The sequence below is a fragment of the uncultured Nostoc sp. genome, assembly GCF_964245445.1.
GTDB lineage: Bacteria > Cyanobacteriota > Cyanobacteriia > Cyanobacteriales > Nostocaceae > Nostoc.
Map to the genome: position 1 here is coordinate 1 of NZ_CAXTNE010000245.1, position 11,871 is coordinate 11,871.

Annotated in this window: 10 protein-coding genes; 7 read left to right on the forward strand and 3 right to left on the reverse strand. The window is 38.7% G+C overall.

Annotated features, from left to right (window positions below):
- Positions 1-100 precede the first annotated feature (100 nt).
- Together ACFE90_RS29625 and ACFE90_RS29630 are read right to left on the reverse strand one after the other, a co-directional pair.
- Positions 101-1,183 (reverse strand): hypothetical protein, encoded by a 1,083-nt coding sequence (locus ACFE90_RS29625; protein ID WP_375505944.1) that lies wholly within the window; start codon positions 1,181-1,183, stop codon positions 101-103.
- Positions 1,184-1,240: 57 nt separating this feature from the next.
- A complete protein-coding gene (locus tag ACFE90_RS29630) occupies positions 1,241-2,224 on the reverse strand; it encodes a hypothetical protein (RefSeq protein ID WP_375505945.1) in 984 nt (327 codons plus the stop codon).
- 527 nt (positions 2,225-2,751) lie between these two features.
- On the opposite strand from ACFE90_RS29630, the gene ACFE90_RS29635 reads away from it, so the two are divergent.
- From ACFE90_RS29635 to ACFE90_RS29655, 5 genes are all read left to right on the forward strand, one after another.
- A complete protein-coding gene (locus tag ACFE90_RS29635; RefSeq protein ID WP_375505946.1) occupies positions 2,752-3,504 on the forward strand; it encodes a winged helix-turn-helix domain-containing protein in 753 nt (250 codons plus the stop codon).
- A gap of 53 nt (positions 3,505-3,557) precedes the next feature.
- Positions 3,558-4,874, forward strand: a complete 1,317-nt coding sequence (locus ACFE90_RS29640; protein WP_375505947.1) for a sensor histidine kinase — start codon at positions 3,558-3,560, stop codon at positions 4,872-4,874.
- A 29-nt stretch (positions 4,875-4,903) separates the two neighbouring features.
- Positions 4,904-5,572: a phosphate signaling complex protein PhoU gene (gene phoU, locus ACFE90_RS29645; protein WP_375505948.1), complete on the forward strand. Its 669-nt coding sequence runs from the start codon at positions 4,904-4,906 to the stop codon at positions 5,570-5,572.
- A gap of 491 nt (positions 5,573-6,063) precedes the next feature.
- On the forward strand, positions 6,064-6,693 hold the full coding sequence (locus tag ACFE90_RS29650) for a Crp/Fnr family transcriptional regulator (protein WP_375505949.1): 630 nt from the start codon (positions 6,064-6,066) through the stop codon (positions 6,691-6,693).
- Positions 6,694-6,820: 127 nt separating this feature from the next.
- Positions 6,821-8,512, forward strand: a complete 1,692-nt coding sequence (locus tag ACFE90_RS29655; RefSeq protein WP_375505950.1) for an iron uptake porin — start codon at positions 6,821-6,823, stop codon at positions 8,510-8,512.
- A 104-nt stretch (positions 8,513-8,616) separates the two neighbouring features.
- Here the strand turns inward: ACFE90_RS29655 and ACFE90_RS29660 are convergent, their stop codons facing one another.
- Positions 8,617-8,877, reverse strand: a complete 261-nt coding sequence (locus tag ACFE90_RS29660) for a hypothetical protein (protein WP_196528148.1) — start codon at positions 8,875-8,877, stop codon at positions 8,617-8,619.
- Between the two features lie 273 nt (positions 8,878-9,150).
- Between ACFE90_RS29660 and ACFE90_RS29665 the strand changes: the two genes are divergently transcribed.
- Positions 9,151-9,753, forward strand: coding sequence for a DUF3318 domain-containing protein (locus tag ACFE90_RS29665; RefSeq protein ID WP_375505951.1), 603 nt, complete (start codon positions 9,151-9,153; stop codon positions 9,751-9,753).
- 111 nt (positions 9,754-9,864) lie between these two features.
- Positions 9,865-11,409, forward strand: a complete 1,545-nt coding sequence (locus ACFE90_RS29670; protein ID WP_375505952.1) for a hypothetical protein — start codon at positions 9,865-9,867, stop codon at positions 11,407-11,409.
- Positions 11,410-11,871 lie beyond the last annotated feature (462 nt).

An 11,871-nucleotide genomic window follows, 5' to 3' on the forward strand; every position in this document is an offset into this window, starting at 1 on the left:
GGGTGGGGTTCTCTACCTACTCAACCAAGAACCTGTATAGTTCCTAGTAGAGACTTAAATTAAATCAAGTCTCTACAATTTTCATCAAAAATAAATTAGCTTATTTGTTTTTCGCTTGAGTCTTTGCTTGCTCTAAAGCTATTTCTTTAATAGCCTGATATGAATTAACATTTGAAGTACCTTCAATAGCTTTAACTGCCAAATCTTGAACTTGTTTTAGGGCAGATTCAAGTTGTTTAGAAAGATTTTGAATCCGCGTCTCTTGATTAGTAATAGTTTGTTCTAAAGATTGCAGTCTTTGTTCATAAAAACGCTTTTGCCCTTCCACTTCTTTAGAATATAAATCTGATTTTACTTTAGCTTGGTAGTGGGCGATGCCTTTACCTTCTTCTGTAACTTTTCTGATGGCTGCTTCTTTATCTTTCGGAAAAGCCTCTACCTTTGCTTTTAATTCTTCAAATTGTTTTTCTCTCTCAGAAATTGCTTTCTCCCGTTCAGCCCACTGTTTTTCTGTTTCTTGTAGTAATTCTTCCAGTTGCTTATACAGTGCTTTCTGTTCTTGTTCGTATTCGTCACTTTGCAATTGCCGCTGGAGTTCTAAATTATACTTATATTCGGAAGCATCGCGTTGCCGAGTTTTATTCAAGTTTTCATTCCGTTCTTTTATCGCCCGTTGCTGTTCCTCTTGTTCTTTTCCCCAAGTATTCCTTTGCTCTAATATTTCTTGGAACAACACTTCAGAACGCTGGCTATATTCTTCCTGATAAGCTTTAGTATTATCTTCATAGGCTTGGATGAGAGTATCCAAAATATCATCAGAAATTTCTAAATTATGCAGTTGTGTTAATTGTTGGATTTCTTCTTCTAAAGTTCGCCTGATTTCTTCTAACTTAGAAGCTTTTGTGGTTAGCTGTTCTGATAATTCATTAGCAGCACTGCCAAAACCTAATTGAATCTTCGCCAAGCTTTCAATTGTATTATTCATCTTCTGTTGCACACTAGAAAGCTGAGTCATAGCTGTTTTTTGTTCTAATTTAGGCTGTTCTTTAGTAGTTCCAGACTGGTTTTCCTTAGCAACTTGTTCGAGTTGCAATTTCAGCGCTGCTTTTTCTTTAGCTAACTCCTCATACGCTTGAAGAATTTCTACTTTAGTATTCTTATCAGTCGGTTTTTTTACCACCACAACAAACCTCCTCTTCAGGAATTAAGAATGATTAAAATGCAACAAACAAACTCATAACTATTTAGGATTAGAACTACCAAAAGCCCTCAGAGCTAAGTCTTGTGCTTGTTTTAACGCAGTTTGCAATTGAGTAGAAATACCTTCTATTTGCTCAGACTGTTTCTTAATTATTTCTTCCAGAGATTGGATTTTTTGTTCATAACTCTGTTTGTTAGCTTCCCATTCTTTTTCAAATAAATCAGCCTCAATTTTAGCTTTTTGGCTTATTTCTTTAATTGCTTCTTCTCTAGCTTTTTTAACAGCTTCTTCTAGTTCGTTAGGAAATTTAATTACCTTTTGTTCATAGTCTGCAAAAAGTGGTTGACGTTCAGTCAATATCTTTTCTCGTTCTGCCCAATCTTTCTGTTTATTTTGAGAGTTTTCTTGTATTTCCCTTTGTTGTTGGCGCTTTATCGCTTCGTAGCTATTTGTACTGAGTTTACGATTAATCTCTAATTTATACTGATATTCTTCTTGTTCTTGCTGGCGATCTTTAGCTAAGAAATCATTATATGTTTGGAGTTTATCTTCATACTCTGCTTGCTCTTTTTGCCATTCTTTCCGCCTGATTGTAATTTCTTTTTCTAGTGTTTCCCTTTTGCTGATAGTATCTTGTTCTAGGGTTTTTAATTTTTCTTGGTGTTCTTGACTTAAAATGTCTAGAGTATCCGCTACAACTCTGATTTGTTGGAACTCTTGTAGGCGTTGAGTTTCAATTTCTATAGCTCGGTTCAATTCATCTAACTTGGAATTTTCCTGAGCTAGTTTTTCAGATAATCCATTGAGAATACTGCCAAACTCCAATTGTAAATCAGCTAAACCTTTGACAATACTATCAACTGTATATGCAGAAGCTGTTTGCAGAATTTCTTGACTTTTTGCCTTTTCTGCTTCCTCTTGTTTGGTTGCTATTTTAGATTCCAGCTTTTTTCTTTGGATAATAATTTGTTGAAATGCTTGCATTAGTTGTTGTTTGCTGTCCTTAACTCCAACTGTAGTCATCTTCCAACTCCCTTCAATAGGCAATGATTTATTGGGTAGCAAGCCATACCAATGACTACCCTATGCAGACATCAGAATAGCTTTTAAATCAACATTTTTAACCCAGTGTAAATACGGAAAGATCAGCAAAGGATACTTAGGTAGTACGAATTTTCCACATAATGTTTTTCAGGTATGTAGCGTTTCTCAGTTGAGTCCAATAGTGACCTAATCGCCAGCCTCTTCCCTTCTAGGGAAGAGGTTGGAGTGTATTACATACAAAGGAAAAGTGCTATGTTTTCCCTTTGAGTTTTATAGTATTTTTGTACTAAAGTAAATATACTTAACTTAATCTGCTTTTGTCAAGACAATTAGAAGGTTGCAGCCACAGTGATTTTTGATTTAAGAGGGTGCTGTGGCGTATGTTACTTTTTGTAAAGAAAATCTAAAAGAATCAACCCTAGTAGAAGCGTGGTTGCAGTAAGGCTAGATAATAAATTTAATCATTCTAATTGATACAAGCACAGTCCCAGACTTTTGTGATATCAATGTATACCACTGAATCGACCAAATATTCTGCTAGAACGGACATTGGACAAGCCAGCCGGATTCTAGTAGTAGAAGATGAAGAATTAATCCAGGAAATGCTAGCTGTAGCCCTGGAAGAGGAAGGTTATGGGGTGACAACAGCACCCGATGGGCGGTCTGCTATAGAGTATCTCAAAAGTTTTGAAACCAATTCGGGGGAACTTCCCTTTGATTTGCTCATTCTTGATTTAATGCTGCCTCAAATCAATGGGCTAGATATTTGCCGTTTGCTGCGTCATCAAGGCAACCCAGTACCAATTTTAATGCTGAGTGCTAAGGGTAGTGAAACTGACCGCGTGCTGGGCTTAGAGGTGGGAGCAGATGACTACCTGACTAAACCCTTTAGTATGCGAGAGTTAGTGGCTCGTTGTCGTGCTCTACTCCGCCGCCAACGCCTAAGTAATTTACCACAAGTACCAGTATTAAAATTCAAGGATATCACCTTGAATCCCCAAGAATGCCGCGTGCTGGTTCGTGGTTTAGAAGTGAGTCTTTCCCCCAAAGAGTTCCGCTTACTGGAACTGTTTATGAGTTACGCCCGCAGGGTATGGTCACGGGAACAATTGCTAGATCAGGTTTGGGGGCCAGATTTCGTTGGTGATAGTAAAACTGTAGACGTTCACATTCGCTGGTTGCGGGAAAAATTAGAGGAAGACCCCAGTCATCCTGAATATATTGTGACTGTAAGAGGTTTTGGCTATCGGTTTGGATAATTAGTTGGGATAGTTGTTAGTTTTTAGTAGTCACGAAAAAACTAACAACTCAAATGCTTTTATTGGGATTTTTTCTGGGTTTAGCGGTAGGCATTGGGTTTTGGGTTTGGCAACAGGTTCAACTTCAACGTTACCTGGGGCGCTTACTCCGACCGTTAACCTCGCATTCTTACAAGATGGGACTGCTGCTGATTCCTGGGTTGCGGCAGGAAATAGCGATGGTGAAGCAGCACCGACAAGATTTGCAGCAGTCGTTGCAAACTTACCAAGACCTGCTAGATTTTGCACCAGTGGGATATTTGCAGGTGGATGAGGAAAATCAACTGCTGTGGTGCAATCAACAAGCGCAGGAAATTTTGTATCTGCACTGGCAACCAGAACAGGTACGCTTGTTACTGGAGTTGGTAAGGTCTTATGAACTTGACCATTTAATTGAGCAAACTCGTGATTTGCAAAAACCACAGACAGGAGAATGGATATTTCATCCATCTTGTGATGATGCCGCAGAGATGGCAACAATAAAATCTTTGGCTTTGCGGGCATCTAGCTTGCCTTTACCCAATGGACAAGTGGGAGTCTTTTTAGAAAATCGTCAACCCCTATTAGATATAAATCAAGTACGCGATCGCTATTTTTCCGATTTAGCACACGAACTCAGAACGCCACTAACTTCGATTCGCTTGGTTGCGGAAACTTTACAAATTCGCTTGGAACCACCTTTAAATCGCTGGGTTAACCGCCTAATGCAAGAAGTTGACCGTCTGATTAACTTGGTGCAAAGCTGGCTAGACCTCACCCAAATGGAAGCAAACCCAAACGTGCAATTGCAAGCCAAACCTGTAGAATTGCGATCGCTAATTACATCAGTTTGGGAAACACTAGAACCCTTAGCAGTACGCCAACATCTGTCTCTTTCTTATTCTGGCCCGGAAAATGTTTGGATTAAGGCAGATCAAGCCCGTATGTACCAGGTTTTTCTCAACTTGCTAGACAATAGCATTAAGTACAGTCTTCCTAGTACAAGTATTCACATTGAAGCGAAAATTTTATCAACAAAGGATAATGACGCTACTTCCCCAATTCTCGAAATAAATCTTATTGATTCTGGAGTTGGATTTTCTGAGGTAGATTTACCCCATGTTTTTGAGCGATTTTATCGAGGAGATAAAGCCCGAACTCATTCCCCACAAGATGGTAACTCTATAGGGGCGATCGTTGGCAATGGATTAGGATTAGCGATCGTTGAGCAAATTATTCTCGCCCACGGTGGTTCAATCAAAGCTATGAACCATCCAGAAACTGGTGGTGCGTGGATGCAACTCCAGTTTTGTGAAGTTATGGCAAACTCTTTAAGCCAAGACTATAGTTAATAGTAATCTTCACCTTTGAGATAACAAGTGTGAAAGCTGTCCATTACAGTCCTAATCCTCAAAGACCCGAACTTGCACGCGCCATTAGACGCTTAGAACGGGATGTTTTACGCATGGGTGCTTTGGTAGAACAATCTTTTCGCCTCAGCCACCAAGCGTTATTTGCTCGTAACTTAACAGCAGCTGAGGAACTTCCGCGATTAGATAAAAAGATTGATCGCTTTTATAGACAAATCGAATCAGACTGTACGGCGATTATGACGCTGCAAGCGCCTACGGCTCAAGATTTGCGTTGCTTGAGCGCCTTTATGCAGCTAGTGCGCGACTTAGAGCGCATTGGCGATTATGCTGAGGATTTAGCTGAGATTGCAATTAAAATTTTTCCTTACGCGCCTCATTCGTCAATGCCCGACATTGAAACTATGTCCCTTCACGCGCAGTCGATGCTAGCAACTAGCTTGAAGGCTTTGGGAGATTTGGATGAAGCCGGTGGACGCCGTTTAAAGCACCTAGATGATACTGTAGACGATGCGTATGATCGCGTTTATGAGACTTTAGCGCAACAACGCGATGTGCCTGGTGTAGTCGAGCCAATTGTACTGCTAGCACTGGCAATTCGTTGTCTGGAACGCATGGCAGATCATGCCACTAATATCGGTCAAAGGGTATCATATATTGTCACCGGTCAACGCTCTTAATTGACGCTTCATTAGTCCATAAGCTTTAGCCACTACCTCTACAAACAAAGGCTGACGACTTAAACGACTTAGTAAGCTAAAAAACATTTAATTTGCATAATCGAATTAAATATAACTTTTGTGGGGTGGCACGAAAAGCCCGCCCAGCCTATGCAATTTAAATATTCTTATATTTGTGCCTACGTATCTCCTGAATCTTAAGAAAATATTAAATATTTAAAAATAAGTTAACTAAATATTTTACTAAAAGCTTACCTCTTCTTAAACTTACACAATTAAAGTAACAGATAAACGACTGAAAAATTCTGGTCTATCTTACTGATAAATACCTCAATCTATAAGTTGTTTCCAGAAAAAATTTTGAGTTAGTCTCTAGCTCTAATTGAGAAGAATACACTGTCAATTATATAGGTAAAGTTGGATACAAATTATTAGAGTTTCTTAATGATTGTAAATAGCGAGATTCCCTGATAATTATGTAGTTACGGTTAATGATATATTCCACAACTCTTACTTCAAACTCTGCTGCCTTGTCAAATAGCTCTGCTTTGGGTGGACAATTACCCCAGCAGATATTTACCCGTAGGGAAGTAATTCCACTTCAAAATGATGTACTTTGGCGGATTGAGCACGGTGCAGTTCGTACCTTAACGTGGAGTGAAAATGGAACATTCATCACTCTCGGTTATTGGGGATTAGGGGATCTGATTGGCTATCCTTTGTCTAGGGTCAAGCCCTACCAGATTGAATGTCTCACTGGCGTGGAAATAAGCATTGTGCCACCTCATTTGTGGCATCAATATATTAATGCTTTGTTGTCTCATATTCAACAGTCAGAAAATCTACTAAGCATTGTGCATCGAAAACCAATTTCGCTACGCTTATGGCAGTTTTTAGTATGGCTAAGTGAAAAATTTGGACGTGATATAGATAAGGGTAAGCTAATTGATCTAAATGTTACTCATCAAGATATTGCTGAAGTGTTAAATACCACGCGAGTAACAGTTACTCGGCTCCTACAACAGTTGGAGGAAGAAGGAACAGTTTTACGTCACAAACGCCGCATTATTTTACGGGTGCCAAATAAAATAATTCAAAATTATAGTTCAGGACGATACTAAAGTACTTGTATTTATCACAGTACAAAGGTATAATCATCACTGTGATTGTGTGTGGAATTCCTGAAAGTAAAGTGTTTTAAGAATTTTACCGTGACTGGATTATGTAGGTGTGAGTAAGAGTAATAACATGAAAAAAGCATTCTGGAATTTTTGTAAGGTTAGTCCAGTTGTTTTAGCTGCTGCATTTTTCGCTGCTAATAGCGCTGTAGCTGCTGAAGTCAACGAACAGGTAACAGATGTTGCTGAGTTATCTGAAACTCAAGATAACAGCATGAGCCAGGTAACATCAGTTTCGCAATTTTCGGATGTGCAGCCTACAGATTGGGCATTCCAAGCTTTACAATCTCTAGTTGAGCGCTACGGCTGTATTGCAGGTTATCCCAACAGTACCTATCGTGGTAACCGTGCTTTGACCCGTTATGAATTTGCCGCAGGTTTGAATGCCTGTTTAGACCGGGTTAACGAACTTATTGCTACAGCCACTGCTGATTTGGTTACTAAACAAGACCTGGCTACTTTACAGCGCTTACAAGAAGAATTTTCTGCTGAACTAGCAACCCTGCGCGGTCGTGTGGATGGATTAGAAGCCCGCACTGCTGAGTTGGAAGCTAATCAGTTCTCCACTACTACTAAGTTGGTTGGAGAAGGAATTTTCGCCGTGTCTGATGTTTTTGGTGACAATAGAGCAGTTCCTGCCGGTAATTCAAATCAAGACTTGAATTATAACACCACTTTTTCTGACCGGGTGCGTTTGAACTTGTACAGCAGTTTCACTGGTACAGATCAGTTGCAACTCCGTTTGAATGCTAACAATACCATTTCTAATGTTGGTGCCGCTGCAACCCCTACTACAGCCGCTACTGGTACTGGTACTAACATGACCCGCTTGGGGTTTGATGGAGATAACGGTAACTCGGTTGTGATTGATAAAATCAACTATGCTTTCAACTTTGCTAACGCGCTACGTGTCAAAGTTGACGCTAGTGGTGGTGAATTATACGAAAACGTAAACACCTTTAACCCTGACTTTGCTAGCTCTGGTAGAGGTGCGCTCTCTCGCTATGGACGTTTTAGCCCCATTTATCGTCAAGGTCAAAATGGTGCTGGTCTGACTGTTACTTTCAATCCTGGCGGTCCTATCAGTTTGACTGGTGCTTATTTAGCACAAAGTACTAACAACGGTGCTATTCTTAATGCCTTTGGTGCTAATAATCCCGGTCTTAATAACGGGCTATTCAATGGTGATAACACCATCTTTGGTCAGTTATCTTTTCAACCCAGTAAAGCCTTCAATATTGGGTTAACTTACGCCCATAGTTACTTGGCTGGCAATGCTGCCAACAGCCTCTTTCAAGGTACAGGTAGTATTTTTGCCAATAATCCGTTTGGGACTGGTACTCGCACTGAATCCAACAACTACGGTGTAGAGGCTACTTTCCAATTTAGCCGCACGTTGGCTATTAGCGGTTGGGGAGGTTATACAACTGCTGATGCTAAGACTGGCATTAATGCGGGTGCAGATGCTGATGTTTGGTACTGGGCTGGAGCACTTGCTTTGAGAGATTTTGGTGGCGAAGGCAACGTCTTGGGTATTATCTTTGGTCAACCACCTAAAGTTACTGGTGGCAGCATCAAAAATGTCGCCACTAATGTTAACTTAGACGACAATACCTCTTATCACTTAGAGGGTCTTTACAAGTTCAAGGTTTCCGATAATATTCAGGTAACTCCTGGCGTATTAGTAATATTCAATCCAGAGCATAACGACGCTAACGATACCATCTATGTAGGTACTTTACGTACTACCTTCACCTTCTAAAATTGGTGATGAAGCTTGGCTCCTGAATCGTGTTTCGATAAAGCTGAGAATTAGATAAACAAAACCCCACATTTACGTGGGGTTTTGTTTAGGAAGAAAATTAGCTATGTAGGATTATAATCTGGCTGATTGGATATATCTTTTGGGGGGCGATCGCTACTCCAAGCCCACCACACAGAGCCACAGTGACAGTAGTAAAACTCTTGCCATTTGCGACGACGGTCTTCTGTAAGTACAGGCGATCGCCGATTTAGCCAAACTTTTTCAGCTTCTCGGCTACTTGAGTGGCAATTAGGACAGCAAAATTCATAGGCATGTATTGCCTTATTTGTCCATTCAGGCGGAAGGGTAGCAAAAGCGTCCATGTTGTTACAAGTGTAGTAGCAATGGTTATCCAAAACTTTGAGGTTTTGAATTTAGCGGCAAACGGATATGATAAAATCCCGCCACACTATCAAACTGCTTAATCAATATTCTTATGACTTGATCTTAATCTATTCACTTTCTCGCCATTTACAGAGGTTTTCACTAATAGAACAACCATTTAGAAAGACTGCGAGAGCATCTCATAAATCAAAGGTTAACATGAATGACAACTAAAATAGTTACCATGCACATTATGGCTAATAATTAAATTTATGGAGCCAAATGTTGAAATTCGTCGTTTGTTAGATGTGATGCCTGCCTCTGGTCGGATGACGACAAAAATCGTTAGTAAGCCAGAACAGGCAAAAGTGATTGACGCCTCCTTTCCCCATCCCTGGAATCAGGCGCGACCAATATATATTAATTTCGATTTATGGCGTCGTCTGACAAAGCCGCAACGAGACTTGCTGCTGTTGCAGATGGTTAGCTGGTTGACGGGGGTGAAGTGGTTTAAACCCGACATATATCAAGGCGTAGTACTGGCGGGACTGTTAGGGGGATTATTAGAAGCAGCACAATCAGATGTGGTGGGTGTAGCCGTAGCTGGGGGATTGAGTGCGATCGCTGCTTTTCGGATCTGGCGCACTAATAAGTCTCAAGAGTCAGAGTTAAATGCCGATGCAGCAGCAATTCGCATAGCACAACGGCGTGGTTATTCAGAAGCTGAAGCAGCGCAGCACCTGTTATCTGCAATTGAAGCGGTAGCCAAAATTGAAGGGCGTTCTGGTTTAAATTTTACTGAGTTGATTCGTTGCCAAAACTTACGAGCGATCGCGGGTTTATCACCAGTAGGTATACCAGAAAGTTACAAGTAGAAATCAGAAAAAATCCATTCGTCTAAATAGTTAAAGAATCAAGATAATATTTTGATGAATAAGTTGTCTCTCAGATTGTGATAGCATTTTTAGAAAGATTTTTAACTAACAATGCTAAACAAGAAACTCATCACATATACTTCGAGATTACCTTTTCATTCTCCTTGGTTTATTATCATTATTTTTTCTGTTCTTGGTTTAATAGGTATTCTCAACCATTCCATGTGGCGAGATGAACTAAATCCCTGGCTCATTGTCAGAGATAGTGAATCTTTAGGGGATTTAATTGCAAATATTCGTTATGAAGGTCATCCTCTTCTATGGTATTTTTCTTTAGAACTTCTGAGAAAAATAGTTGATAATCCTATTATTATGCAAATTTTTCATTTGGCAATTACTGTTGTTTCAGTTACCCTTTTTTGCCTATATAGTCCTTTTAACTATCAACAAAAATTTCTTTTTTCTTTTGGTTTCTTTCCTTTTTATGAATATCTTTTAATTTCTCGAAACTATGCCTTTAGTATGTTATTTGTTTTTGCATTCTGTACAGTTTTTGCATCCAGAAAAAGAACTTATATTTATTTGGCAATTTTATTGGGTTTACTAGCAAATAGTAGTGCTTATGGTTTATTGGTATCATTCTCTTTATCATTGACTTTGCTAGCTGAATTTTGTTTTGATAGTGAACATCGCCAGCAGTATTTTAGTCAAAGCCAAAAATACGATTTATTTTTAAGTATTATAATTATCATAGTTTCTTTTATTTTATGCATTTATATTATTACTCCTCCAATAGATAGTTATCTTCATGGTGGGTTAAATAATGGTTGGTTAACAAAATTAGATATCCGTCATTTATTACGAAGTATAAGTAGAATATTTGGTGCTTATTTATTAATTCTTCCTCAACATAAAAAATGGCTGGATTTAATTATTTGTGCGACAATTGCTCTATTAATTGTAATTTTAACCTTAATTAAATTATCTAAAAAGCCAGTAGCATTGTTTTTCTACATTATAGGTAATTCTGTAATATTTGCCTTTACATACTTCAGATTTATAGGTATGCCTCGGCATTTTGGACATTTATATTTAGTTCTGATAGCGGCTTTATGGCTGGGAAGTTATTATCAAGAGTCTTTAATTATACTTAATAAATTTTCTGTTCGTTCAAATTCAATTATATTTATTCATAAATGGCATTATATGGCTTTAATGCTAATTCTTTATGTCCAGTTTTTGGGAGGTATTTATAGTTTTTCAAGAGATTTAGTTGTACCATTCTCTGCCAGTCGTGAAACAGTTCAATATATTCAAAACGCTGGATTAGCTAATGAGTTTATTGTTGCCAGTCGAGATGCAAATATGGCTCCTTTATCGGGTTATCTCAATCGAAAGCTTTACTATCCTGAGATTCAAAAAATGGGAAGCTTTACCTTATTTAAAACTGGTCGTAAAGATGTCGAACAAACTGAGATATTAAGCCAAATTAATTTTCTACTCAAAAATCAAGATGAGCAAAAGAGAATTTTACTCATCTTAAATCGTAAACTGAATGTCAACCGCAATGATTTGAAAATTGTTCCAATTAAAGATTTTCAGAGAGGCTGGGTGGATACTGAACGATATTATCTTTATTGGGTAGATGAAGCATAAGGATAATCTGCCAAATTATGCAGTTATCAGGCAGATTGGAGTCAATTTTCAAGGTAAAGAGAAGTACAAAATTTCATTCAGAAATATGGGATAGACTTTTTTGTACTGAAGCAATCAGGATTGACACTTGAATATATCGCTATGAATCTTTGGTTTATCCAGTGGCAATTGATAGCAAAAGAGATTTCATTAAAGCTACAGCAAGAAACTAATCATACTCTCTTAGGCGTTTTAAAGTGCTGTTCTATCTTAGAAACTAAAGGTTTGATTGTTATACAAGCAACATCTATCACCAAAACACCCCATAAATCACGCTTTTACGTGCTTTGAGTTAACTTGCCATCAGTGATAACTAGCTGCAATGCCTGAGGCTAATCTACACTGGAATAAGAGAATGTCTGTTTAACTAAGAAACTATCCCACTAATAAAAAAGTATGGTAATCTACTTCTCAACAAGGAGG

Bases quoted from the DNA above. Each gene is read 5' to 3' on its own strand.
- ACFE90_RS29630 (WP_375505945.1), bottom strand. From the start codon at position 2,224: ATGACTACAGTTGGAGTTAAGGACAGCAAACAACAACTAATGCAAGCA.
- ACFE90_RS29635 (WP_375505946.1), top strand. From the start codon at position 2,752: ATGTATACCACTGAATCGACCAAATATTCTGCTAGAACGGACATTGGA.
- ACFE90_RS29640 (WP_375505947.1), top strand. From the start codon at position 3,558: ATGCTTTTATTGGGATTTTTTCTGGGTTTAGCGGTAGGCATTGGGTTT.
- ACFE90_RS29650 (WP_375505949.1), top strand. From the start codon at position 6,064: ATGATATATTCCACAACTCTTACTTCAAACTCTGCTGCCTTGTCAAAT.
- ACFE90_RS29655 (WP_375505950.1), top strand. From the start codon at position 6,821: ATGAAAAAAGCATTCTGGAATTTTTGTAAGGTTAGTCCAGTTGTTTTA.
- ACFE90_RS29660 (WP_196528148.1), bottom strand. From the start codon at position 8,877: ATGGACGCTTTTGCTACCCTTCCGCCTGAATGGACAAATAAGGCAATA.
- ACFE90_RS29665 (WP_375505951.1), top strand. From the start codon at position 9,151: ATGGAGCCAAATGTTGAAATTCGTCGTTTGTTAGATGTGATGCCTGCC.
- ACFE90_RS29670 (WP_375505952.1), top strand. From the start codon at position 9,865: ATGCTAAACAAGAAACTCATCACATATACTTCGAGATTACCTTTTCAT.